We start from the raw sequence: 25928 nt of genomic DNA, 5'->3' as shown, positions 1-25928 counted from the left end.
GGAATTTGAAATCTCAATAATGATATTCGTCACGTTCGCTATCATTCAGTACATTCGTTTTCCCTGCATACTATTTTATAATTTCAGAAATTAATCTTGGGACATGTCCCAAGACATAGTCCAACTCACTCGTATCTTTACCACCTGCTTGTCCAATTGTATCCTTACCTCCTCCCCCACCACCCGCTAATTTACCTATCTTATTAGCAATAATAGAAGCCTTTATTTGTGACTTTAAATCATCAGAGACAAAAGTGATAAAAACTGGCTTCCCATTTATTACAGAACATAAAACACCTACTCTTTGACTGCCCACTCTTAACTTATCAGCTAAAATACGTAAAATTTCAATGTTCTCAGTCGGAACTTTAGATATTAAAACATCTATCCCATCAATCACCTCTTTCTTACTTAAAATTTCAGGCACCAGATTTAAAATTGAGACGCGCTCAAGTTCCATCAATCTATCTCTTAGCTTCTTATTATCCTCTATCAAATTATAAACCTTATCCTTAACTTGAGAAGGTTCTACTCCTAATCTATCTGAAATTGAAACTAAATCTGACTCATAACCCATTAGCCGCTTAATAGCAGTGGCACCAGTCAAAACTTCAACCCTCCTTATACCAGTATGAATACCAGTTTCAGAAATAATTTTTAAAAAAATAAGCTCTGCTGTAGAGCGGACATGAGTGCCACCACAAAGCTCCATTGAGATGTCACCAATACGGACTACCCTTACTTTATCCCCGTATTTCTCACCAAAAATAGCAGTCGCACCCGAATCTACTGCTGCATCAAATGAAGTTACATATGTCTTTACAGTAATATTTTCTAATATCCAACCATTTACAAGTGACTCAACTTTTTCAATCTCATAGTTACTGAGGGGCTTAAAATGAGTGAAGTCAAACCTGAATCTATCAGCCTCCACTAACGAGCCATCTTGATGTACATGGTCACCTAAAACTTTACGCAAAGCTGAATGAATTAAGTGCGTCCCAGTATGATTCTGCTCAACAGCCTTTCGCCTATCTTTATCTACCTCACATATTACCATTTTATTATTTATATTACCCTTTTTTAATTTCCCAATATGGACATATAAATCACCTAATTTTTTAGTGTCCAAAACCTCTACTTCCATTGAGCTATTGTATATTTTACCACAGTCACCAATCTGTCCACCCGCTTCTGCATAAAACGGGCTACGGTCCAATACAATTTCTATATTATCATTAACTTGCCTCCATTTTGCTACCTTTGACCGAGTGCGTAAAACTTTATAGCCAACAAAATCAGTCACAGTAATGGGGAAAATTTCAGTCCAGTCTACTTTTGCAGAGTCCTTAAACTTACCTGTCATCTTAGTACGCTCTTTTGCTTCATTCATAACTTTATCAAAGCCAACTTTATCTACTTTAAATCCCTTGTGAGTAGCAAGCTCCTCAACAAGCTCGGGTGGAAAGCCATAAGTATCGTATAATTTGAAAACAGCATCACCCGGAATTGTGCGTGACTTGAGCCCAGAAAGGACTTCGTTAAAGACTACAAGCCCTTGCCCAAGTGTACGCAAGAAGCTTTCTTCTTCTGACTTTATAATCAATGCTACACTCTCTCTGCGAGAGACAAGCTCAGGATAACAGTCACGCATCACATCTGCTACTATGGGCACAAGTTTATAAAGGAACGGCTTCTTTACACCAAACTCATACATCTCCCTTTGAGCACGACGTAAAAGACGACGTAAAAGGTAGCCCCTGCTTACATTAGAAGGATATACACCTTCAGCAACCGCAAATGTCAGTGCCCTTATGTGGTCTGCAATTATATTTATAGATACTTTATTCTCCTCATATTTTACATCACAAATTTTACATACCTCATCAACAATTGGATTGAACAGGTCAGTCTCAAACAGCGACTTCTTACCCTGAACCACCATAAGAAGACGCTCAAGTCCCATTCCAGTATCAATACCCCTATTCTTAAGCGGCTTAAGAGTGCCATCAGGCTGTGAATCATACTGAGGGAAAACAAGGTTCCAAACTTCAGGAAATCGGTCACATTTACAGCCTGGTCTACAGTCAGGTTTGCCGCACCCTACATCCTCACTAAGGTCATAAAATATTTCAGAACATGGTCCACAAGCACCAGTGCCACCAGCAGGAAGCCAAAAATTGTCATCCTTACCTAACTTAAATATCTTTTTGTTATCTATATCAACCTCATCACGCCAAATCTTATATGCTTCAGTGTCATCACTCAGAACCGACACATACAATTTATCTTCGGACAACTTCAACACTTTCGTCATAAACTCCCACGCCCATTTGATTGCGTCAAGCTTAAAGTAATCACCAAACGAAAAGTTGCCCAACATCTCAAAGAATGTGTTATACTTGACCCTCCTCCCCACCTCATCAAGGTCGCTCGCCCTCAAACATTTCTGAATACTAACTGCACGACGGTATGAAATCGGTGACTCACCCGACCATAACTTCTTAAACTGAACCATACCTGCACTCGTAAATAAGAGGGTTGGGTCACCTCTTGGGACAAGACCAGATGAACCCACTACCGTATGACCGCGGTCTTTAAAAAAATTCAAAAATGTTTCCCTAAGTTCCTGTGCCTTCATTAGCTAAATAATATATTGTAACACATCTATTGTCAAACAATTTTTCATTCTCTACAACACATATACCTTTTCTCTGTCATTCTGAGCAAAACGAAGAATCTCATCAAAGGGCTTATTTTCTATCTCTTAAATTCTACTCCAATTCCTGTTATATTTTTGACATTTGATTTTTGATTTGATATAATTATACTATGGCATCAGTATATTTAGGAATAGGCTCTAATCTTGGGGATAGGCTTACAAATATTAAATTAGCTATCAAAAAGTTATCTCAAATGGGAGAGATAATAAAAATGTCTTCTATATGGGAGACAGAGCCGTGGTTCGCAGAATCCTGTGGAGGAGAGAAAAATCAGCCGCTGTTCTTAAATTGTGTTGTTTTAGTAAAGACCAAACTATCACCATACAAACTACTAAATAAACTCTCCCAAATTGAAACTGAGCTCAAGAGAAAAAGAACAAAAAGATTTGGACCACGAACCATAGATTTAGATATATTATTTTATGACAGTCTCATTATAAACGACCCAAACCTTATAATCCCACACCCACACATACAGCAAAGAAAATTTGTACTCCTGCCATTATCTGAGATAGTACCAGACTTAATACATCCTATACTTAAAAAGACAGTTAAAGAATTACTTGAGGACTTACCCAACTCAGAACAAGCTTGTAAGCTATCCTTACCACCAGACAAAGTTTTAAAGTAAGTTTGTCATTTGACATTCGGATTTCGTCATTTTCAATTTCTCTTTCTCCACCCTCGCCTTCTCTCCAAATGGTCCTTTTCTAAACTCTCTTAATTCATGAAGATTTTGCTTTATAATTTCTTTAGCCTCTTTTACTCCAGCTATTTCGTATGCACAAGCAGCACCGGCAATACGACCCTCAAGTATAGCAGTGACTGCCTCCTCTATACCTGATGTATCACCAGCTACATAAATTCTGTGAATACTCGTCTGTAGCTCTTTATTATGCCAAGGAACATAGCCACCTAATTCCGAAATGTAGACCATATCACAACCAGCTTGCCACAAGAGTTCAGCTGATGGAGTCAACCCGACAGCAAGACAGATTACATCACAGTCCAATCTCTTTTCAGTCCCCGCAATTTCATTCCAGTCAGAATCTAACTCTACAATCACTGCACCAACAACTTCATCAGTCCCAATCGCCTCCTTTATTGTATGTGAAGTATAAATTGGGATACCAAGCCGCCTGACTTTTGACGCATGAACCAAATAGCCACCAATATAAGGCATAGCCTCTACTATTCCTATCACCTGGATTCCGGCTTGCATCAGCTGATAACTCACAATGAGCCCAATATTGCCTGACCCTATCATCAAAACTCTCTCACCAGGTGGGACACCGTAGACATTTACAAGTGTCTGGACTGCACCTGCACCATAGACTCCAGGTAAATCGTTATTTACAAAATTAAGCATATTCTCCTGTGCCCCTGTAGCTACAATTATGCCATCCGCCTCTATAGGCACAAGAGCATTGTTCAGTACTACTCCAACAATTTTCTTGCCATTTTCATTATAAATCCCTATAGCAGAGGCATTGGGGAACACTTTTATCCCACTTTCTTCTACAAGTCTCATAAGTATTGTAGCAATATCAATTCCCCTAACACCACACCAGTGTTGCTTTGAGCCAAAAAACTTATGTGTCTGCTTTATCAGCTGACCACCTATTTTAGGGTTCTCATCCACTACAATGACATCAGTACCTAAACTTTTTGCAGTTATAGCAGCAGATAAGCCAGCAGGACCACCCCCTATCACAAGGATATCAGTTTTCATTTTAATTATTCCTTTAAATAATCAGTGAAACTTTTATAATCTTTTTTCTGTATGGATTTTCTATATCCAATTCCCATTTCAATGGATTATTCAATATATATTATATATTCTCTAATCTTGTTTAATGATTTTTCATTTCGTATAATGTGTTCATAATATCTAGATTGCCATATTGGAATACAGGATATATTTCTCATTTCATTAATTCGTTTGGTTACAACTGATTTGAATGACCGAATAATAGTAGGTAAGGACCCTCTTGTCGGCTTACCAAATTGTTCTCCTGTAGAGACATGGCATGGTGTGTCCCTACAATTATCCACAATCATCAATATCCCATGAATATGGTTCGGCATCATAACAGACCCATCTAATTGCACATTGTTAAAATGGTCGGAAATAGTGTTCCAACATTCTACAACTATATGACCATATTCATTAAGCTGCATTTGCCCATCCGCTATATTACCTAATAAACATTCTTTGTTGTGAATGCAAACTGTTACAAAATATGCCCTAGATTGCGAATAATCGTATCCCTTCAACTGAATACTCTTACGCTGCTTGTCAGAACTTTTCATTTATCTAATTCCTTAAGAGCCTCAAAATAGAGACGATACTACTTTTAATAAGTGGCATTAAAATTAACTACCCCACTAATCATATCTTTCACTTGAGCTTTTGTAAACTCATTTGGCTTCCCGTGTGCTGCACTATTTCTAACTCCAGCCCAAGCAGTAACTTGCTTTTGCACATTTTTATTATAAATACCAACTTTAGTTAATTCGGCATTCATCCAATCTAATTTAGGTCTCTCTGGTAAAAGGTGTAGCACAGCCAACAAAGAATGCACAAAGAATAATGGGAAATAGTTTCATCACTCTATCCTCCTTTTTTGTGTCTTTTTTGCCATGGTATTCCTCCTAATTCTTTAGTTGAAATTCTACGATGCCTCTCATCATTCTCTCCTACAGTCCTAATATAATCACTAAAATCTACCTGTTAATACAAAAATTCTTAATTAATTCCGTCGTCATTTGTCATTCGGATTTTCGTCATTTCTTATCTGCTTGCCGTCTCACTTTCATACCTTCTTCTACTAATCTCATACAAGTCATTTGATTAGGAACACCATTAATCTCCATAAGACAACTTGAACATTTACCAATTGCACAAAAGAAGCCTAATGGTCGTTTATAGTGTTTACTGTATCTAAATATCTTTACTCCAGAGGCTATAAGAGCAGAAGCCACAGTCTCACCTTCATAAGCTTCGAGTTCTTTGGCTTCAAAATAAAACTTAACTTTTTTGCCTCTTTTGAACTCTACTATCGGATGCTTTATAAGACGCATTTTTAGATATCCAGTTTAGAAACTCTTTAGACCCATAATCAAGCTTCCACGAAATTACACATGGCAGTTCATATGGATGATTAGCCCTTATTTGCGATTCTACATAAGAGTATAGGTCGGCACGTGTCTTCAAGAATATACCGTATTCACGAGTTTCCTCTAACTTACCTTTCCATTCGTATAAAGAGTCAATTTTAAAAATATTAGCACAGGCGACAAGCTTTTCTTTGACCAATTTTTTAGCTAATCTCCTTGCATGTCTACGGTGAGGAAAAGTTGTATATACAACAATAAACTCCATACCCACCTTATTCTTATTCATTTGGTATTCGAGCTTTGGCATTCATTTGACATTTGGAGTTTGAACTTTGAAATTTATTCATATAAATACTTTATCCAAAACTATTGGAACCTGAGCAATGTCTTCTATTACAGCGTCGGGTAAAGGTAACTCTTCTGAATAAGGTCTATCTTTTACTTTTAAATAAATTGTACCTAAACCGGCACGCTTAGCACCTAAAATATCTATCTCAGGCCAGTCACCGATATGGACAGATTCAGTAGGGGTTAGGTTTAATGATTTTAGGGCTTCATTGAATATTTCAACTCTCGGCTTTCTCACTCCTACATCACAGGAAAAAGTCAGTGAGTCAAAATATTGGCCAATATTAAATCTTTTAAGAAGATATCGTTCAATTGCTCCATGTTCAGTGTTTGAAATTAAACCAATTTTGAGTCCTTTTTGCTTAAGGATAGCTAATATCTTATCCACTTTTGCTCGTAGAGTCAAATCCATTGATAAAATTGAATTTGAGTAGATTTCTAAGATTTTATTGCAAAGTTCAGCTGTCAATTTAACACTTAGTTTCTGTAGCACCATCTTTATCACTTCTTTAGAACTGAATTCCTTATTGGTCTTCTCACGAAGCTCACCACAGTATAAACGAACTGATTCAAGAGCTTTCCAAACTGCTTCTTTGCTAAAATTATAGTTATAATGGAGTAATGTATCCCTAAACCCATCTACCCTCTTGAGTCGCATCTCATTTAGAGCAGATTCACCATTAAAAACAACTAAAGTCTCCCAAAAGTCAAAAAATACACCCTTAATCATTAGTTCTTTAATATAACATAAAAACAAACGAGGTCAAGATTTTTCTTGACATTGAGAATAATAGAAAATAAAATTTGAATACCATTGTTCGTATAATTCGTTTATATTTATATAATGGATAAAAAAGAAATCTTAAAACTTGCTCAGGCTAAGAAAATAAAATTTATCCAACTGTGGTTTACTGATATAATAGGCAATTTAAAGAGTGTTACCATACCAGTTACACAACTTGATAGTGCATTAGAGGACGGTAAAAGTTTTGATGGCTCCTCAATTGAGGGCTTTACAAGGATTTACGAGTCTGATATGGTAGCTAAGCCTGACCCTAATACATTTGGAATACTGCCATGGAGCACTCCAGAGCAAAGAGAGGCAAGGATGTTTTGTGATATTTTACTGCCAGATTTAACTCCTTATGAAGGTGACCCGAGATATATACTTAAAAGGAATCTTGATGAAATTAAAAAACTTGGGTTTACTTGTTATGTAGGACCAGAACTTGAATACTTCTATTTCAAGGCATCAACAGAGACTCAAACACTTGATTTCTCGAGTTACTTTGACCTTACACCTCCAGATATTGGCGATGAGCTAAGAATGCAAACTATTTTAGCACTCGAGGAGTTAGGCATCTCTGTGGAAGCATCGCATCACGAAGTTGCCCCATCACAGCATGAAATAGACCTCGCATATCAAGAGGCACTTAAAATGGCTGATTATACAATGACATATAAACTCGTAGTTAAAGAAATAGCCCAAAGGAGTGGTGTCTATGCTACATTTATGCCAAAACCAATATTTGGAGTGACAGGGTCAGGGATGCATGTACACCTTTCGTTGTTTAAGGGAAACAAAAATATTATGAATTCAAAAATTGGCGACCAATTTATTGCAGGGTTACTCAAACATGCAGAGGAAATAACACTCGTTACAAACCAGTGGGAAAACTCTTATAAACGATTGGTGCCAGGGTATGAGGCTCCAGTCTATATCTCATGGGCAAAGAAGAATCGGTCTACACTTGTAAGAGTACCAGCACATCCTCCAGGAAGAGAAATAGCTGATAGAGTGGAGTATAGGGCACCAGACCCAGCTTGTAATCCGTACTTGGCTTTCGCAGTGATGCTGCAAGCAGGAGTTGAAGGCATACGAAAAAAATACAAATTGCCGTCACCAGTTGAAAAAGATATTTATCACTTGACCGTTAAAGAGAGAGAAACGGAAGGAATTAAGTGCCTCCCTGAGAGCCTGGGTGAAGCAATTGCTCATGCTAGAAAGTCTAAATTGCTGAAAAAGACACTGGGTGAACATGTGTTTTGGACACTTATAGAGAACAAAGAAAGAGTGTGGACAGAGTATAGAGCTCAGGTTACTCAGTATGAAATCAAAAAGGACCTACCGATCCTGTAAAGTCTTATTTTTTGACCACTCTACACAATTTGGGGGAGCTGAACATAGCTTAAAGGATATAATATGCAGAATTAAATTTAAACCAGTATTTGTAAGCCCAAGTAATAAGACAATTTTGGTAACACAACTTGAAGCTGTAGGAATAAAATGCATAACATTTCCTATGCCTTTGAGAATCATAATGAGAAAAAGGGAGAGTCCACTTTCATTATCAGATATTTATAACCTACCTACTCTAATATTTCGGTTTTTTAAACTGTTGAGAAAAGAGAATCCTTGTGTTGTATACACTAATACTCAAAAAGCACATATTATAGGAGTTATTGCAGCAAGACTTGCAAGGATACCAAGTATTTGCCATTTTAGAGATATACTACCAAGAAATATAATTACAAAAATATGGTTGTGGATTCTTTACTTACTTTCTACACGAATAATAGCGGACTCTCGTGCAGTAGCAGAAAAGTTTCCAATGAGGAGTAAGGTTAAAGTTGTTTACCCCGGGATAAGAGTCGAGCCTTATACAGAAACAAGGTGTGAATCAGCGGTCCCTATAGTTGGATATGTGGGGCAAATCGCTAAATGGAAGGGGATAGAATATTTTATTAAAGCTGCTGATATAATAAGTAAGAAAATCGAGGAGGCTAATTTCATAATAGTGGGAGGCCCAATTTTTGGTGATTACAAGTATTTGGAAGAACTTAAAGAACTTTCTCACAAATTAGGGATGAGCGACAAAATACAATTTATCGGCGAGAAAATTCCAGCCTTACCTTATATAGCAAAATTAAATGTACTAGTTCATACACCAATTCTACCAGAACCATTTGGACGTGTTCTTATAGAGGCTGGAGCACTTGGTAAACCGGTGGTAGCATCAAACAATGGAGCTATACCGGAGATTGTCGAAAATGGAGTAACTGGAATTTTAGTACCACCAGGGGAAACAGAACCGATTGCTGAAGCTGTAATTAGTTTACTTATGGATAAGGAAAAGGCTAAATCAATGGGTGAGAAAGGAAGAGAAAGAGTAGACAAATGTTTTAATGTAGACAATATGAAAAAAAGGATTGAAGAAGTCATAGCAGAAACTGTGAGAAAAGCAGAATGTTCAGAGTAATTATTTAGTCGCAAGAAAGTAATTAGGTCAGTTCCCCTGAACTGACAAAGCAGATGATATTTTGAAAATTGGAGTTTGAACATTGGGATTTATTTGGAATTTGATGCTTGAGATTTGGAATTTTTAGAATATATGCCAGTGTATTTTATATCTGACCAACATTTTGAAGAAGCTGACAGTGAATCAACTAAGCTATGTAAATTTCTTGAGTTTATAGAGTACATCAAAGGAAAATGCGACTCGCTTTTTATTGTAGGTGACCTTTTTGACTTCTATTTTGAATACAAAACACAAATACCAAAAGTTTACTTTAATATTCTATGTGCACTAAGTTCACTTAGAAAAACAGGAGTTAAAATTTATTATATAATTGGGAACCATGATTTTTGGGTAGGTGACTTTTTTACAAAAGAGCTCAATATAAGCGTTTATAAAAAACCAGTAGAACTTATGCTACAAGGAAAAAGAGTTTTTATTGCACACGGAGATGAAATTTATTCATTTGACCTAATGAGATTTGTACTCAGAAATAGATTAAGTAATTTCATTTTTTACTGGTTACATCCCGATATTGGAAGAAACATAGCAAGATTGATAGCAAGAATTTCAAGAAAGCTATCAAATAAAGAAACTATGAGATGGAAGTATCTATATAAATTTGCTTGCCAAAAGTTTGAACAAGGGTTTGATGCTGTTATTTTAGGACACATACACTTACCTAAACACATAAGTTATAAAAATAAACAGTTCTTGATGCTCGGGGACTGGAAACACCATTTCTCTTATGGAAAGTTAATAGACGGTGAATTTAAGCTATACTTTTGGGAACAATCTTGAAATTTGGACTTTGGATTTCTCAGTAAAGCTAAACTATTTTACACAACTTCTACTTTACCAGACCTTAGACACCGGGTACAAATTAGTATCCTTTTGACTTTCCCACCAACTTTAGTCCTTACAGTATGAAGATTGGGAAACTGTCTACGCTTTGTAACACGGTGTGAGTGACTTATACTTGAACCGTAAAGCCCCCTTTTACTACATATTTCACATTTGCGTGCCATTGGCAATAGATTTTAACTTCTTTAAGGTAGTGCCAGGGTCTTTAGTATTAAATACGCCAGCCCCACTTACAATAGTGGACGCACCTGCATCGGCTACTTTAGAGACATTGCTTAAGTTGACTCCGCCATCTACCTCTACCATTACGCCCATTTTACTTAGGGCTTTTACTTTCTCAAGAGGTTCAGATATAAATTCTTGACCACCAAAGCCAGGATTTACTGTCATTACAAGGATGAAATCTACATCATTAACCCAATTTATAATTGATTCCAATGGAGTTGGTGGATTTATAGCAAGCCCAACTTTAAGTCTACTACTTTTTACAAGATTGATTACTTGTTTTGGATTTTTCGCCACTTCAATATGAAAGCTTATCCAGTCTACGCCAGCAGAAATAAATTTTTCAACCCAGCGCTCGGGAGTCTCAACCATTAAATGAGCATCAAGGGGTAACGAAGTTAGTTTACGAATGCCTTTAATCACAACTGGCCCAAAAGTGAGATTTGGGACAAAGTGACCATCCATAACATCAAGATGTAATAAATCTGCACCTGCTACCTCTACTGTACGAATCTCATGCTCAAGACAAGAAAAATCACACGAAAGTAATGAAGGCGCTATTTGTACCATTGTTGGTAGATTTTACTGAAATTTGTAAGATGTGTCAAGTAAAATATTGACATAAAGTTTACCTATTTTTCAATACTCTATTTGAAAATTGTTAAATTTTGAGTAGTCTCATGAAAATTATATCTTGACATTAGAGCGTCTTTGAGTAAAATTAGGAAGTGAAGGAAGAAAAAAATTACAGTGAAATTAAAGAGTTCGTTGTTAATAAAGGAATTGCACTTTTTGGAGTCTGTAATATTGAGAAGTTAAAGGAGAAATTTCACCCTTCTATAAGAGAAGTGGCAGAAAGCTTACCTTATGGTATCTCTATTGGATATAGGCTTTCGGATTCGGTACTTTCAACAATTAAAGGAGCACCTACTTTAATTTATAAACATCACTATAAAACTGTGAATTGGATACTCGACCAAGTTGCTGAGCAGGTGTCAAACTTTATTCAGTCCAAAGGCAAAAATGCAGTTGCAATACCTGCATCTCAGACAGTTGATTGGGAATACCAGATTGGGCATCTTCCTCATTCACTAATAGGTAGGGAATGCGGTCTCGGGTGGATTGGACGCTCTGGTCTTCTTGTAAATCCAGATTATGGTGCTAAGGTTAGGTATGCTACTATCTTGACTGATTTTCCACTAAAGCTGGATAAACCAATAAGTGATGGTGGATGCAATGATTGCAAAAAGTGTATAGAAGTGTGTCCTGCGCTTGCTATCACTGAATCTGGGTATGATAAGGGAAAGTGCATTAGTAAATTGAGGGAGTTTAGCAAATTAAAAGGGATAGGAGTTTATATATGTGGAGTCTGTGTAAGTGTATGTGGGGGACGTTATGGCTCTTAAAGATATATTTAGTAAATTCCTTGGCCACGATGTAGGAATTGACCTTGGGACTGCTACTACACTTGTATATGTGAAGGGGAGGGGAATAGTATTAAACGAGCCAACAGTTGTAGCTATTGATGCAAATTCACATAAACCAATAGCAGTTGGAGAGGAAGCAAGAAAAATGCTGGGTAGAACTCCGGATACTGTTAAGGCTATAAGACCAATGAAACACGGTGTTATAGCAGATTTTGCGATTACTGAAGAAATGATTAGAACTTTCATTCATCAAGTTCAAGTTAAGGGACTGTTTGTAAGACCGAGAGTTGTTGTAGCTGTCCCTTCAGGGATAACAGATGTGGAACGAAGGGCAGTGAAGGATTCTGTAGACCATGCTGGTGCATCTAATGTATGGCTTGTAGCGGAGCCCGTTGCAGCTGCTATAGGAGCAGGACTTCCAATTGAATCACCGGCAGGAAATATGGTAATAGATGTAGGAGGAGGGACTACAGAGATAGCTGTTATTGCACTTTCTGATATAGTATGTAAAATATCTATTAGAATAGCAGGAGATGAGATGGACGATGCCATTGTTGAGTACCTAAAGAAGAAATATAACTTGCTTATAGGTGAAACTACAGCAGAGGGGATAAAAATAAAAATAGGCTCTGTAATGCCATTAGAAACTGAGGAGAGTATAGAAGTAAAGGGGCGAGACGCTATAGCTGGATTGCCAAGGACTGTTAAAGTAAATTCTAAAGAGATAAGAGAAGCGTTAAAAACGCCTGTAAATGCAATTATTGATGCAGTAAAACATGCACTTGAACGCACTCCACCAGAACTTTCGTCCGATATTATAGATAGCGGTATTACATTAGCTGGTGGTGGCGCACTACTTCGAGGACTTCCAATACTGATATCAAGAGAAACGGCGCTTAAAGTGAAAATTTCTGAAGACCCTATTGAGTGCGTTGTCAAAGGGACTGGTAAGATTCTTGATAATTTTGATAAGTATCACAAAGTCCTTATGCATAGCGTATAGATGTGGAGAAGAGAAGTTAGTATATGGTTTATCTTACTTATTATCATTTGTATAGTGTTAATTGGACTTGGAAAAACACAAAGAGGGATAAGAGTTCAACTTAGAGCAACTTCATTCTTTTCGCCATTTCAAAAATATGCTTCTTTTCTTTTTAATACTTTTAAAATAAGACATGAGAATAAAATCCTTAAACAGAAAATGGCTCAACTTGTATTTGAAAATCAACAGCTTAAGATGTATAAATATGAAAATGAAAAACTAAAGTCATTACTTGAATTTAAGACTCAAAAGCCATACAAACTAATTGCAGCAAAAGTGGTAGGTAGAGACCCAGACCCGATGTCAGGAATATGTGTAGTTGATAAAGGAGAAGATGACGGAGTAGAAAAGAATCTACCTGTTATTACGATGGATGGAGTATACGGTAAGATACTGGAAAATAGAAAAAATATAGCCGTGGTCCAGACTTTTTTTAACTTTAATTTTAGAGTAAGTGCTATGGATATACGTACTGGAATTCAGGGAATTGCAAAATGGGAGAGTGGTGAAGGCTGTATACTTGAAAAGGTGCCAATTTATTCTGATATAAAAGTTGGTGATAAAATAGTCACTTCTGGACTTGGCAGTGTGTTTCCTAAGGGATTAGAAATCGGTGAAGTAGAAAAAATAGATGTGGATAAGACAAAGCTGTTTTATTCAATCAGGTTAAAACCAGTTTGTAAATTTTCAGAAGTTGAATACGTTTTTATCGTAAAAGAAATGCCAACTGTGTCGGAAAAAGAAGCTATTTATGAAACTCCTGTATGGGAAATCTATCCAAAAGAAGACAGATGGATTCCTACTAAATTTAAAATTCAAGAACCTTCAATTCGGACAGAGCTGCATGAGTAAATGATAGGTTTATGTATCATTACTTTCTTTTTATGCATAATTCAGATAAGTATACTCCTAAACATAGCTGTATTTCAGGTTACACCAAATATCGTGATGATTCTTGTAATTTACATAGCCCTATTTTATGGAAAAACAGCTATGTGGGTTGGCTTTTTGACAGGTCTATTTCTGGATTTATATAGTTCATCTTTAGGTTATAATGCCCTTGTAGGAACTATGGTTGGCTATGGAGTAGGGAGTATTGGGACCAGAGTTTATCGAGAGACTCCAATTTTATGGATGATTACACTTTTCGTAACATCCTTGTTCTACGAGACTGTCATTTTTGCAAGTCAAAAAGAGCTGTCACTTTTTTTCTTTGGAAGATATATCATGCCCGGAGCATTGTATACAACTATAGTGGGGGTGATTATATTTTCTATTCTTAGAAGGATAAAAAGGAAGGTAAAATGATTGATTCTTACGAATTTGGAAGAATTGTAATAAATGGGATTACATACACTCATGATGTCATTATATATCCGGATAGGGTTAACCAAAATTGGTGGCGTAAGAGTGGGCATTTACTGCAAATAGATGACCTCTCTGAAGTGTTAAAGGAGTCTCCAGATGTACTTATAATAGGAACTGGAGCTTATGGAGTGATGGATGTTCCTAATGAATTATTAGAAACTATAAAAGCAAACCAAGTAGAAGTTATAGTAAAGCCAACAAATGAAGCATGTGAAGATTATAATAAGTTGATTAATACAAAGAAAGTGATAGCCGCCTTACATCTAACTTGCTAATTAATATTAATGTGAGTGACAAATACCATGCAACCCGATACAATTCTTGTATTTGACTTTGGTGATCAATATTGTCATTTGATAGGTAGAAGAGTGAGAGAGCAGAAAGTATACTCCAAGATAGTTACACCGGAGATTACTGGGACTCAAATTAAAGCTTTTAATTGAGTGGGAATAAAGCTAAATTATTAAATAACAAACCATGTTTGTGTACAGGAAAATCGTGTATAAAGAGAATTAACTTCTAATATTTAATGAATAGGAAATTAGTGATAGATGGAGAGTCTTTGACAATTAGAGATGTTGTGGAGGTAGCTCGTTCTCAAGCTATAAAAGTTGTTTTATCACCAGAAGCAAAGTTTAAAGTTAAAAAGAGCTCAGATTGGGTAAGAGAAAAGAGTACTGCTCTTGAACCCATTTATGGATTGAACACAGGAGTTGGTTCACAAGAAAATGTTAGGATTACAGCTACTGAACTTAAAGATTTTCAGCAAAAGATTATACTTTCACATGCTTCAGCAGTAGGAGAACCCTTACCACATGAGATTGTTAGGGCTACTTTATTACTCAGAGCAAATGCACTTGCAAAAGGGTATTCTGGAGTTAGATGTGAAGTTATTGAGACTATTCTTGAACTACTTAATAAAGGTATTTATCCTATCGTTCCAGAAAAAGGGTCTGTCGGAGCATCTGGAGACCTTGCTTTACTCGCCCATATTGCACTTGTTCTTATAGGAAAGGGAGAAGCAGATTACCAAGGACAGAGGATGACTGGAATTCAAGCGCTTAACAATGCTGGCATTAAACCATTAGAACTTGAACCAAAAGAGGGGATTGCATTGATTAATGGAAGCCAGGTATCAGCTGGAATTGGTGCTATTGCTGTATGGGATGCACAGCAGGTTTTTAAGAATAGTGAAATAGCTAGTTCATTAAGCCTTGAAGCTCTTATAGGATTTAGGTCACCTTTTTGCCAAGAAATTCATAAAATTAGACCGTATCCGGGTGCATGTAAAGTTGCACAAAATATACTAAATATAACTCAAGGAAGTAAGTGGTTAGATACTGATAAAAAGCATGTTCAAGACGCTTATTCATTGCGGTGTATCCCTCAAGTATTAGGGGTGATTTTAGACATTATACAAATAGTAGATAAACAGCTCTTAATTGAGATAAATTCTGCAACAGATAATCCATTAGTATTCACAGAATTAAATAAAGTCATATCAGGTGGTAACTTTCACGGTGAACCTATCGCAGTATGGCTTGATGCATTAGGGATAGGGATAGCTAATCTTGGTAACATTTCAGAACGTAGAATTTTCAGACTCCTCACAAGCTATTTGAATAAAGGGTTACCAAGTTTCCTTACAACTAAACCTGGGCTAAACTCGGGGTTTGCAATTGCACAGTGCACTGCTGCTTCCTTAGTATCAGAAAATAAAGTGTTAGCCAATCCTGCATCGGTTGATTCAATTCCTACATCTGAAGGGCAAGAAGATTATGTGTCAATGGCTCCTATATCAGCAAAAGACGCAAGAGAAATTATAAAAAATGTTGAGCACATTGTAGCTATAGAATTACTCGTTGCCACCCAGTCAATAGATTTGAGAGTGAAATTAGGAGGCCTAAAATTGCAAGAACTCGGAAAAGGAACACTTGTTGCATACCAAAAAATAAGAGAAAAAGTACCATTTTTAGATGAGGATAGAGAAATTTATAAAGATATTCAAGCAGTATTGGAGCTTGTTAAAAATAATGAGATACTAACCGCAGTTGAAAATGAAGTAGGTGAAATATGAGTGAAATAAAACCAAAAATTTTAAAAGGAATGAGAGATTTTCTACCCGATGAGATGAGGAGAAGAGAGTATGTTATTAATATTATAAAAAACATTTTTGAAAATTATGGATTTGAACCTATTGAAACTCCTGCTATTGAATATTTTGAAATATTATCAGGTAAAAATAGATATGGAGAAGAAGAAAAGCTTATTTACAAATTTAAGGATAGAGGTAAAAGAGATGTAAGCTTAAGATTTGATTTTACTATTCCTTTGGCAAGGGTTATTGCAATGTACCCAGAGATTTCAATGCCATTCATGAGATACCAGATTCAACCTGTATGGCGAGCTGATAAGCCACAATATGGTAGGTTTAGAGAGTTTTATCAATGTGATGTGGATATTGTTGGCACTAATTCAATGTTTGCAGAGGCTGAAATCCTTGCTATGACAGACGAGATTTTTTCTGCGCTTGGGTTTAAAGAGTTCAAAACAAAAGTCAATAATAGAAAAATACTTGAAGGTATATGTAAGTATACGGGAGTGGAGCAAAATAGAGAATTTGAAGTCTATAGAACAATAGATAAACTTGAGCGTATAGGAGTTGTTGGTATAAAGGAGGAGCTTAAATTAAGAGGAATCAAATCAAATGTTATAGAGGAGCTTTTAGATATGTTACAGGCTTGCAAAAGTTTACCAGAATTAGAACAAGTATTACCACAAAATGATGGATTACAAGAGCTTAAATCTCTATTTAACTATTTAGAACATTTTGAAGTTAAGAAAGAGCGATTTTCTTTCAATCCGTGGCTTGCAAGAGGATTTGACTATTATACAGGCCCTATATTTGAGACTGTGGTTGAAGAGCCTAAAATTGGTAGCCTTGCTGGCGGAGGCAGATTTGACCATCTTATTGGCATATTTCTTGGGAAAGAAATACCTGCAGTTGGTATTACTATCGGAGTTGAACGGGTTATTGCTGTTATGGAAAAACTCGGTATGATGCCAGAATTTAAGCCAAAAGTTAAAGTGCTTGTAACTCAATTTGATGAAGCAAGTTCCGGTTATTCTATAAGTATTGCAAATGAGCTCAGAGAGCTAAGAATTCCAACTGTAGTTTATACCAATTTTGCTAAACTATCAAAGCAGTTCAAGTATGCAAATAAACAGGGGATACCGTATGTTATTGTGGCAGGTCCTGATGAGCTAAAAAGAGAACAAATAACTATTAAAAATATGAAAACAGGTAAACAACAGAATATTAAAAGGGATAAATTAAGCTTGTGGGTAAAAGAGGAGAAGTTGTAAATGAAATTTTTTGCCGATTTCCATATACACTCTATGTATTCAAGAGCTACATCACGAGACATGAGAATAAGCTCTATAGCTCAGACAGCAAAAATTAAGGGACTAAAACTTATGGGAACAGGCGATTTCACTCATCCCAGTTGGATAAAAGAACTCAAGGATGAACTTAACCCTGAAGATGGAAACTTGTTTAAGTATGGAGAGACTTATTTTATTCTTACCACTGAAGTAAATAATGTATATACAAAGAATGGAAAGTTAAGGAAGATACATAATATAATATTTGGACCCACATTTGAAGCTGTAAATAAGATTAACTCGTTCCTTTCAAAACATGGAAATTTAGAAGTAGATGGAAGACCTATTGTTTCACTTGACTCTGAGATTATGGTAAAAGGATTATTTGAAATTGTGCCTGATACTTTTGTAGTCCCCTCACATGTATGGACGCCATGGTTCTCATTATTTGGCGCTAACTTTGGGTTTGATTCAATAGAGGAATGTTTCGGTAATCAGACTTCAAATATCTTTGCTCTTGAAACTGGACTATCATCCGACCCACCTATGAATTGGAGATGGTCTCTACTTGACAGATTTGCACTCATTTCTAATTCGGATGCACATTCTCTTAGAAATATTGGGAGGGAAGCAAATTGCTTTGATTGTGAGCTCAATTACTATGAAATTATTAATGCTATTAAGACACAAGAGCCAGCAAAATTTAAATTTACAGTTGAGTTTTTTCCTGAAGAAGGTAAATACCATTGGGATGGACATCGGAAATGTGGAACAAGAATATCACCAGAAGAAGCAATTGCCAACGATAACATTTGCCCTAAATGTGGAAGACCAGTTACTGTTGGAGTGATGCATCGTGTAATCTTACTCGCAGATAGAAAAAAGCCAAAAGATGGTAAAATACCATGTAAGCACCTCATCCCATTACATGAAATTATAAGTGATGCTCTTGGAGTGGGGATAGAAACAGAAAAAGTGATAAATGAGTATAGTAAGCTTATTCACCATTTTGGTACAGAATTTGGATGTTTATTGGAAGCTCCATATGAGGAGTTAAAAACTGTAACTATACCAAAGATTGCTCGTAGTATTTGTAATGTAAGAGAAGGAAAGGTAAATATTTTACCAGGTTATGATGGAGTTTACGGTAAAGTAAATGTATCCAAAGAGAAAGACGAAGAGGAACAACAATTGACTTTATTCTAATTGTAGGGACAAAGCTTATCCCTGCCCTATTATTTGGACAACCACAAGGGTTGCCACTACTTCAACTTTATCACTTTTTTAGTTAGGGTTTTTCCAGTTGCCAATTTCACAACACAGAAATATATCCCTGATGGAAGAGGCTTTCCAAATTCGTTTGTGCCATCCCATGAAAAAACCATTTTTCCCTTAGGAGAGATAAGTTCTCTTACTTTTTGACCTGCAAGATTATAAATATCAACCAAAACTGGCTCCTTGCATAAGATAGTAATCCCTCTCATAAATGGAGTCGGGAAAATCTGAACTTTGGATGTCAGAACAGGACTTATCTCCTCACTTACTCCAATATAAATATCTTCATAATTACCTGTCCTATATGGGTTACCACGATACATACACCAGTAGGCATCAGGAAGATAAGAGCCTCTTACATCGATTACTTCCATCCCAAATGAACTACCAAATAAGATTTCTATATCACCATCAAGATCTATGTCAAATACTGCAGGTGAAGTTGGTGAATTGGTTAGTTGATATGGAAAAGGAGAAAGAGGTGAGCCATTCGAATTAAGAACATATACGGTACCATCCTTAGACACTGTGATAATTTCAGGAGCGCCATCTGCATCAATATCGGAGAAAGCAATTGAAGCCTGTACACTACTATTACACTTTATTGGCCAACCAGTAACTGGAACCCCTGTATGGTGATAGGCATATATACAGGAGTCGTTAGCGCCAAAGAATATTTCAAGCTCATTATCTCCATCTAAGTCTACGAATGAAGGAGATGTTATTATCCCACCCATAGCCGTAATTATCAAATATTCAGAGCCATCAGGATTCACGATTGCAAGTGTATCGGTGGAGGAACCTACAACTACTTTTAGCCCTGTACCATCTAAATTAGCAATTGATGGAGACTCACGAATTCTACCACCTATATGAAAAGGCCAACCTGTGAGTAAAACCCCATTTAAGGAGAGTGCATAAAGATTTCCACCAAAAGTACCAAATACGATGTCCTTATTGCCATCTCCATCAATGTCTCCAATAGCTACTCCTGATGGAATTGTAGTTCCATCTGGGGAATTAAATGGGAAGTTTGAGTTATAGGTTGAGCCATCGGAATGTAATACATACAACTTCCTACCACTCCCTATAACTATTTCAAGTGTCCCATCTGAATCAAAATCAAAGAGAGCGGGTGTTGCAGTGATAGTTTCACCTGTAGGGAGCATCCATATTAATTCTCCGGTATCCTTAAAAAGATAGATGTTTCCATCGGTAGACGCTGTAACTATTTCTTTTTTACCATCACTATCTACATCTCCTACTGCAGGTGAGCTCCAACACCTGTTACTAAGAGTTACTGGAAAATTAGCTACATCCTCACCATCATTACTTTTTACAAAAAGGTTACCTAAATCTGACCCAAATATGACTTCTTTCTTATAATCACCATAAATATCAATCACACAAGGGGATGTCCTGACATTTCCACAAGAGATAGGCCAGCCACATTGACTCCAATCTACTCTTCCTTCAAAAGACAACTCAGGGTCTGTCCAATAATTACCACCTTGATCTCCCTGTGCTGTTACATACAGAAACATATCAATTCTTGTTGGCGTACTATCTGGCGCAGCTAAGACCACAAATGAGTCAGTTTCATTTGTGCATAACTCACCGCTTAGTATTGTGCCATAGGTAGCAGTTGAATCTAAGACTTCTATTACTTCAGGATTCGATGACCGCAATATAGCGTAGACAGAAGAGGCATTTGTCCATTGGGGATGAGCTTTTAAAGTAAGGAATAGCTCTGCTTTTTCACCCGGATTTAATACTCCATCACCGTCTCCATATTGTGAATCATTTACTTCTGCAATAGAAGAAAACTCAATTTTAGGATAGTGAATAGGAGCTACTCGAAGCCAAACTCCATACTGTTCTATTCCACACTGACCCCACCTTATCCTGAAATAGCCGTGTTCTCCCCAGTATGAGCCCCAGCTATTTTTACAAATCCAACAACTGAGAGAATCATCCCAGCCTATAATTGAAATTGCATGTGTACCCTCTAAACTACCTGATACATGCTCGTATACTCCACCAGCATAGTTGTAAAAGTCTTCATAAACTATCATTGCTGCCCAAATAGGACCATTCTGGACGTGCTCTTTTATTCCTGTAACTGAAGAATAAGTATATCCCCACCCACTCAGCTTACGGTTTGTAAACAATGCATTATCGCATGTGTCTCCACATGGAACTGCATCACTAGCCTGATAAGGAAAACAGGCTTCCTCAGGAGCTCCATGTTGAGTGAGATAAGTACATGCACCGTAGGCACTACCACCACCACATCCATTATCGTAGTAGTCACAAGATACAAGCTTTTGTTCTGAAATGTCCATATCCGGGTTTTCTATATCAGTTTGAATATTAACTAATGCCTCCATTGATGCTACAGCTGCAAAAGCCCAACAAGAACCGCAGGCACCCTGACTCTTTACAGTGGTCATATAGTTCTTACCATTATAATCACGCCAATCAAGATATGGTGGATAAGTTTTTGGCTCAGGTGGAGGATCTCTTCCTATTTCTTCTATGAAGAGCAGCTCACGGTTCTTATCCCATCCCAATAAATTTTTTCTCTCTTCTGGGCTAAGTCTTGAAACTGATGTCTCATCTGCTACCCACTTTGCTCCCGCTTTCTTAATAGCTCCCCTTATTTTAGATAAGTCAGTTTGCGAGCCCTCAATATTAGAGATTAACACAGGTAAAAAAACACACAAAATTAATAATTTTTTCATTGCTCCTTCTTATATTTTTATATACATTAAAATTCTCTTCCGTCAAGTTTTTTTCTTGCTTTTTTTTGAAAATTGGTATATAATTTTAAAAATGCTTTGTTGGATTGGAACAGATGAGTCAGGAAAAGGTGATTACTTTGGTGGCCTTGTAGTAGCTGGAGTTATGGTTAATGAGTATATCATCCCAAAACTATCTGAACTTGGAGTTAAGGATTCAAAAAAGATATCCGATACTCGGATTAAGTCATTAAGTGAGGCTATTCAAAAGTTATGCCCTTATTCTATAGTTATGATTGGACCAGAGAAGTATAATGAACTTTATTCTAAAATGCATAATCTAAATTATATCCTTGCATGGGGGCATGCGCGGGTGATTGAAAATATGCTTGAAAAGGTAGACTGTAAGCTTGCTATAGCAGATAAATTTGGTGATAGGAAGTATATTGAACGTGCGCTGATGAAAAAAGGTAAGCAGATAAAACTTGAACAACGCCCAAAAGCAGAAGATGACCCAGCAGTTGCTGCTGCATCAATACTTGCACGAGCTAAGTTTGTTGAAGAATTGGAAAAATTATCTGCACAAATACCAAACTATACAGGTCAAGAATTACCAAAAGGGGCATCGGCTGAAGTTGAGAGAGTGGCAAAAGATTTAGTGGATAGATACGGAGATAATATTTTACAGAAAGTTGCAAAGTTACACTTTAAAACTACAATGAAAGTGACTCAACCATTTAGGGTTGATACTATCCAAAGTCAAAGACAGGAGAATTACAAAGTTTCGCTTGAAAGACTATGGGCACCATGGAGAACAAAATATATTTATTTATCCTCTAAAGATAGGTGTATATTTTGTGAAGCAATAGCGAAAAAAGATGCAGAAGCTTATGTTTTATCCCGAGAGGCAAAAGCATTTGTAGTGATGAACATTTTCCCATATAATAATGGACATCTTATGATTGCACCTTACAGACATGTAGGAGTTATTGGAGAGCTCACTTCCGAAGAGGTAATTTCAATGTTTAAGCTTGTACAGGAATCTGTGAGAGTTTTAGAATTTACTATGAACCCAGATGGTTTTAATATAGGGATAAACGTTGGCACAGTCGCAGGTGCAGGGGTGCGCGACCATATTCACATACATGTGGTCCCAAGATGGGTTGGAGACACAAACTTTATGCCTGTAATCTCTGAAACAAAGGTAATATGCCAATCGCTTAAAGAAGGATATAAACTGCTAAAAGAAGCATTTGGAAAATGTTAAAGATGGGATGGAAGTTGCATCCCTGTATAAAATATAAGAAAAAAACTGCAGTAATTATACTCTTCCTTATTACAATTAGTGTAGGAATATACTTTTCATTTGGGTGGTATTGGGTTATTATTGCATCTATTCTTCTTGGATGGGCAATTCTACCTTATTTTTTACCAAGTTATTACTATTTAACCAAAGAAGGTGTGAAAATAAAAGGGATTGTGTTTGAAAAAAAGAAACGATGGGATGAATTTAAGTCCTATTATAAAGATAAGAATGGTATCTTCTTATCTCCATTTGATAAGCCAACAAGACTTGAAAACTTTAGGGGAATTTATATCAGATTTAATAATAATGAAGAAGAGGTATCAAATTTTATTTCATCTCAAATTAAAACTTAATGTAAATAGGACATAAAATGGAGACAGATACAAAATACATGAGTGAAACTATAAAGCTTGCCTACCGAGGGCTTGGTAGGACTTCACCAAATCCAATGGTTGGCGCAGTTGTAGTAAAAAATGAAAAAGTTGTCGGTAAAGGATACCACAAAATGAAGGGGAAACCCCATGCAGAGATTACTGCCTTGAAAGAGGCAGGTAAATCTGCTAATGGCGCTACCCTTTATGTAAATCTTGAACCCTGCTGTCATTGGGGAACGACTCCACCATGTACACGAGCAATAATTGATGCAGGAATTAAAGAAGTACATGCCTCAATTATTGATCCATCACCTTGGGTTAATGGAAAAGGGGTTAAGGAACTTAGAAGAGCGGGTATCAAAGTGACACTTGGGGAATGTGAAGAGGAAGCAACTAATTTGAACGAGGTTTATCTTAAGTATGTTAAAACTGGTATTCCATTTGTCAGTTTAAAGGCAGCAATATCATTGGATGGGAAAATTGCCACTTTAAATGGTGAATCAAAGTGGATAACTGGTGAAAAATCAAGGAAGTTTGTCCATCGCTTACGTTCACAAGTAGATGCAGTTATGGTTGGGATAGGAACCGTGATTGCAGATGACCCAGAGCTTACTACAAGACTTGTACGAGGGAAGAATCCGAAGCGTATTGTACTTGACTCAAATTTAAGAATCCCAAAGAAGGCAAAAGTTTTGGGTCCCGGATGCATAATTGCGACTACTAAAAATAGAAAAATTAACGGAGCAGAAGTCTGGCAAATTAAAAAGGATAAAGATGGAAGAGTAGATATCTTAGAAGTTTTAAAAAAAGCAGGAAAAATTGGAATACAAAGTATTCTGATAGAAGGGGGTAAGGAGATATTTACTCAAGCGTTATGCAAGAGAATAGTGAATCGGGTTTATTTTTTTATTGCACCTAAAATTATTGGAGATGGAATCCCAGTAGTTGGAGACATAGGAGTTAAAAACATTAAGGAGATGTTATCTCTTCATAGTGTGAAATTCAAAAAAATGGGAGATAATATTCTTATTAACGGGAGATTAAATGAAGCTCACTCTTATTTACCCTGACCAATCCCACAGGAAGAGGAAGGCAATAAGAAATTTCTTTAGAGCAGCACCTCTTAATTTACTCATCCTGGCAGGGCTAACTTCAAGAGATACAAAAGTACAAATAATAGACGAACGCTATGAACCAATAAATTTTGATGAACCCGTAGACCTTGTAGGAATTACAGCAATTACTTCAATCGCCCCAAGAGCTTATCAGATTGGGGATGAATTCAAAAAGAGAGGGGTGCCAGTTGTATTGGGGGGTATGCATCCATCATTTTTACCCAACGAGGCTATAAAGCACGCAACTTCAGTTGTAATAGGGGAAGCAGAACTTCTCTGGCCAGAATTACTTAATGATTTTAGAGCTGGTAAGCTTAAAAAATTTTATCGCTCTTGTAATTATTCTGATTTACAAAAAATTCCATTTCCAAGATGGGACATATTACCTCATAGCAACCGATATGTTTATCTTGTCCAAACTACAAGGGGCTGCCCAAATAATTGTGCATTTTGCTCTGTGACCCCATTTTCAGGTAAAAGAATTAGAACCCGACCTGTACATCATATAATAGACGAAATAAAGGCATCGCTAAGGAGATTTGTTGTATTTATAGATGACAACATATTTGCAAAGCCAAAATATGCAAAGGAATTATTTCAATCCCTTATTCCTCTTCGGATAAAGTGGGGTGGTGAAGCCTCACTCAATTTTATGAAAAATACAGAAGTTTTGAAGCTTGCAGCAAAATCTGGATGTCGTATCCTTTTTATAGGAGTAGAGTCTGTGTCACAAAAGGCTTTGGATGGCGTGAACAAGGGATTTAATAAAATAAAAGAATTTAAGTCAATTGTGCAGGAATTGCATAAACTTGGTATTGCCGTTTTTACTTCACTTATGTTCGGATTTGACGAAGATGATAAAGGTGTATTTAAACGTACTGTAAAATTCTTGAATGAGACAAAAGTAGATGGCTCAATTTTTTCAATCCTTACTCCACTACCTGGGACTAAGTTTTACGAGAGTTTAAAGCGTGCAGGTAGAATATTTAAGCATGATTGGTCAAAATTTGATGCCCTACACGCAACCTACTTACCTCAAAAAATGTCTCCTCATGAACTCGAACATGGGCTCAACTGGACATATCGCAAGTTCTATTCAGCCTTCAATACATTTAGGCGTATAATTCGTGGCTGGCATAGGGGTTTATCTATTGTCCCGGTAGTTAACATTGGTTACTTTATTGGAACAAGAAGAGGACTAATTACTGAGAGAGTTTAGACTCTTAATCCCACAAGTATAAAGTGACGGTGGTGGTAAAATTAAATCTGTTACTGTTAAGGTAGAATGTCCTCCTTATTGTTCAGCAAGAATGTCCTCAT

General features: G+C 36.6%; 26 protein-coding genes and 1 pseudogene. 17 read left to right on the top strand and 10 right to left on the bottom strand.

Going from position 1 to position 25928, the window contains the following annotated elements:
• Nucleotides 1-70: 70 nt before the first annotated feature.
• Nucleotides 71-2641: an alanine--tRNA ligase gene (alaS, locus tag QMD71_02940; GenBank protein MDI6839803.1), complete on the bottom strand. Its 2571-nt coding sequence runs from the start codon at nt 2639-2641 to the stop codon at nt 71-73.
• 191 nt (nt 2642-2832) lie between these two features.
• Between alaS and folK the strand changes: the two genes are divergently transcribed.
• Nucleotides 2833-3354 carry a 2-amino-4-hydroxy-6-hydroxymethyldihydropteridine diphosphokinase gene (gene folK, locus QMD71_02935; protein ID MDI6839802.1) on the top strand — a complete coding sequence of 174 codons (522 nt, stop codon included), beginning with the start codon at nt 2833-2835 and terminating at the stop codon, nt 3352-3354.
• Here the strand turns inward: folK and QMD71_02930 are convergent.
• The 6 genes from QMD71_02930 to QMD71_02905 form a co-directional block, all read right to left on the bottom strand.
• A complete protein-coding gene (locus QMD71_02930) occupies nt 3346-4455 on the bottom strand; it encodes an NAD(P)/FAD-dependent oxidoreductase (GenBank protein MDI6839801.1) in 1110 nt (369 codons plus the stop codon). The two genes, folK and QMD71_02930, sit on opposite strands and share 9 nt — an antisense overlap.
• Nucleotides 4456-4541: 86 nt before the next feature.
• Nucleotides 4542-5036 carry a transposase gene (locus QMD71_02925; protein MDI6839800.1) on the bottom strand — a complete coding sequence of 165 codons (495 nt, stop codon included), beginning with the start codon at nt 5034-5036 and terminating at the stop codon, nt 4542-4544.
• Between the two features lie 44 nt (nt 5037-5080).
• Nucleotides 5081-5251: a hypothetical protein gene (locus tag QMD71_02920; protein MDI6839799.1), complete on the bottom strand. Its 171-nt coding sequence runs from the start codon at nt 5249-5251 to the stop codon at nt 5081-5083.
• Nucleotides 5252-5510: 259 nt separating this feature from the next.
• Complete coding sequence (locus QMD71_02915) at nt 5511-5807, bottom strand: (2Fe-2S)-binding protein (GenBank protein MDI6839798.1); 297 nt, start codon at nt 5805-5807, stop codon at nt 5511-5513.
• Nucleotides 5755-6129 carry a divalent-cation tolerance protein CutA gene (gene cutA, locus QMD71_02910; GenBank protein MDI6839797.1) on the bottom strand — a complete coding sequence of 125 codons (375 nt, stop codon included), beginning with the start codon at nt 6127-6129 and terminating at the stop codon, nt 5755-5757. Before cutA ends, QMD71_02915 begins: the two co-directional genes overlap by 53 nt.
• Nucleotides 6130-6186: 57 nt before the next feature.
• Nucleotides 6187-6921, bottom strand: coding sequence for an HAD family hydrolase (locus QMD71_02905; protein MDI6839796.1), 735 nt, complete (start codon nt 6919-6921; stop codon nt 6187-6189).
• Nucleotides 6922-7035: 114 nt separating this feature from the next.
• Between QMD71_02905 and QMD71_02900 the strand changes: the two genes are divergently transcribed.
• The 3 genes from QMD71_02900 to QMD71_02890 all read left to right on the top strand — a co-directional run bounded on the left by QMD71_02900 (nt 7036) and on the right by QMD71_02890 (nt 10288).
• Nucleotides 7036-8331, top strand: a complete 1296-nt coding sequence (locus tag QMD71_02900) for a glutamine synthetase family protein (protein ID MDI6839795.1) — start codon at nt 7036-7038, stop codon at nt 8329-8331.
• Nucleotides 8300-9451: a glycosyltransferase gene (locus QMD71_02895; GenBank protein ID MDI6839794.1), complete on the top strand. Its 1152-nt coding sequence runs from the start codon at nt 8300-8302 to the stop codon at nt 9449-9451. The genes QMD71_02900 and QMD71_02895 overlap by 32 nt, the downstream gene beginning before the upstream one ends.
• A 132-nt stretch (nt 9452-9583) precedes the next feature.
• On the top strand, nt 9584-10288 hold the full coding sequence (locus tag QMD71_02890) for a UDP-2,3-diacylglucosamine diphosphatase (GenBank protein ID MDI6839793.1): 705 nt from the start codon (nt 9584-9586) through the stop codon (nt 10286-10288).
• 38 nt (nt 10289-10326) lie between these two features.
• Here QMD71_02890 and rpmB read toward each other — a convergent pair whose 3' ends face one another.
• A complete protein-coding gene (gene rpmB / locus QMD71_02885; GenBank protein ID MDI6839792.1) occupies nt 10327-10515 on the bottom strand; it encodes a 50S ribosomal protein L28 in 189 nt (62 codons plus the stop codon).
• Nucleotides 10499-11146: a ribulose-phosphate 3-epimerase gene (rpe, locus tag QMD71_02880; protein ID MDI6839791.1), complete on the bottom strand. Its 648-nt coding sequence runs from the start codon at nt 11144-11146 to the stop codon at nt 10499-10501. Before rpe ends, rpmB begins: the two co-directional genes overlap by 17 nt.
• A 158-nt stretch (nt 11147-11304) precedes the next feature.
• Between rpe and QMD71_02875 the strand changes: the two genes are divergently transcribed.
• The 8 genes from QMD71_02875 to QMD71_02840 all read left to right on the top strand — a co-directional run bounded on the left by QMD71_02875 (nt 11305) and on the right by QMD71_02840 (nt 19003).
• A complete protein-coding gene (locus tag QMD71_02875; protein ID MDI6839790.1) occupies nt 11305-11982 on the top strand; it encodes a hypothetical protein in 678 nt (225 codons plus the stop codon).
• Nucleotides 11972-13006 (top strand): rod shape-determining protein, encoded by a 1035-nt coding sequence (locus tag QMD71_02870; GenBank protein ID MDI6839789.1) that lies wholly within the window; start codon nt 11972-11974, stop codon nt 13004-13006. The genes QMD71_02875 and QMD71_02870 overlap by 11 nt, the downstream gene beginning before the upstream one ends.
• Nucleotides 13007-13897 carry a rod shape-determining protein MreC gene (gene mreC / locus QMD71_02865; protein ID MDI6839788.1) on the top strand — a complete coding sequence of 297 codons (891 nt, stop codon included), beginning with the start codon at nt 13007-13009 and terminating at the stop codon, nt 13895-13897.
• On the top strand, nt 13898-14353 hold the full coding sequence (gene mreD / locus QMD71_02860; GenBank protein ID MDI6839787.1) for a rod shape-determining protein MreD: 456 nt from the start codon (nt 13898-13900) through the stop codon (nt 14351-14353).
• Nucleotides 14350-14688: an MTH938/NDUFAF3 family protein gene (locus QMD71_02855; GenBank protein ID MDI6839786.1), complete on the top strand. Its 339-nt coding sequence runs from the start codon at nt 14350-14352 to the stop codon at nt 14686-14688. Before mreD ends, QMD71_02855 begins: the two co-directional genes overlap by 4 nt.
• Before the next feature lie 254 nt (nt 14689-14942).
• Nucleotides 14943-16490: a histidine ammonia-lyase gene (hutH, locus tag QMD71_02850; GenBank protein ID MDI6839785.1), complete on the top strand. Its 1548-nt coding sequence runs from the start codon at nt 14943-14945 to the stop codon at nt 16488-16490.
• On the top strand, nt 16487-17779 hold the full coding sequence (gene hisS, locus QMD71_02845; GenBank protein ID MDI6839784.1) for a histidine--tRNA ligase: 1293 nt from the start codon (nt 16487-16489) through the stop codon (nt 17777-17779). Before hutH ends, hisS begins: the two co-directional genes overlap by 4 nt.
• Nucleotides 17780-19003 (top strand): endonuclease Q family protein, encoded by a 1224-nt coding sequence (locus tag QMD71_02840; GenBank protein MDI6839783.1) that lies wholly within the window; start codon nt 17780-17782, stop codon nt 19001-19003. It begins immediately after the preceding gene.
• 56 nt (nt 19004-19059) lie between these two features.
• On the opposite strand, the gene QMD71_02835 is transcribed toward QMD71_02840, so the two are convergent.
• The gene (locus tag QMD71_02835) at nt 19060-21816 is read right to left on the bottom strand and encodes a C1 family peptidase (protein MDI6839782.1); all 2757 of its coding nucleotides are present in this window, start codon (nt 21814-21816) and stop codon (nt 19060-19062) included.
• Nucleotides 21817-21907: 91 nt separating this feature from the next.
• Between QMD71_02835 and rnhC the strand changes: the two are divergent.
• The 5 genes and pseudogenes from rnhC to QMD71_02810 all read left to right on the top strand — a co-directional run bounded on the left by rnhC (nt 21908) and on the right by QMD71_02810 (nt 25827).
• A pseudogene (gene rnhC / locus QMD71_02830) lies at nt 21908-22519 on the top strand (ribonuclease HIII).
• A 45-nt stretch (nt 22520-22564) separates the two neighbouring features.
• Entirely contained in the window at nt 22565-23080 is a 516-nt protein-coding gene (locus QMD71_02825) for an HIT domain-containing protein (GenBank protein MDI6839781.1), read from the top strand.
• Between the two features lie 2 nt (nt 23081-23082).
• Nucleotides 23083-23472 carry a hypothetical protein gene (locus tag QMD71_02820; GenBank protein ID MDI6839780.1) on the top strand — a complete coding sequence of 130 codons (390 nt, stop codon included), beginning with the start codon at nt 23083-23085 and terminating at the stop codon, nt 23470-23472.
• Nucleotides 23473-23489: 17 nt separating this feature from the next.
• Nucleotides 23490-24563 carry a bifunctional diaminohydroxyphosphoribosylaminopyrimidine deaminase/5-amino-6-(5-phosphoribosylamino)uracil reductase RibD gene (ribD, locus tag QMD71_02815; GenBank protein MDI6839779.1) on the top strand — a complete coding sequence of 358 codons (1074 nt, stop codon included), beginning with the start codon at nt 23490-23492 and terminating at the stop codon, nt 24561-24563.
• On the top strand, nt 24538-25827 hold the full coding sequence (locus tag QMD71_02810; protein MDI6839778.1) for a radical SAM protein: 1290 nt from the start codon (nt 24538-24540) through the stop codon (nt 25825-25827). The genes ribD and QMD71_02810 overlap by 26 nt, the downstream gene beginning before the upstream one ends.
• Nucleotides 25828-25928 lie beyond the last annotated feature (101 nt).

This window comes from bacterium (assembly GCA_030018315.1).
Taxonomy (GTDB): domain Bacteria; phylum Hydrothermota; class UBA3073; order JACQXS01; family JAGMCI01; genus JASEGA01.
Note: the sequence above shows the minus strand (reverse complement) of the source record. Positions and strands in the feature narration are given on the sequence as shown.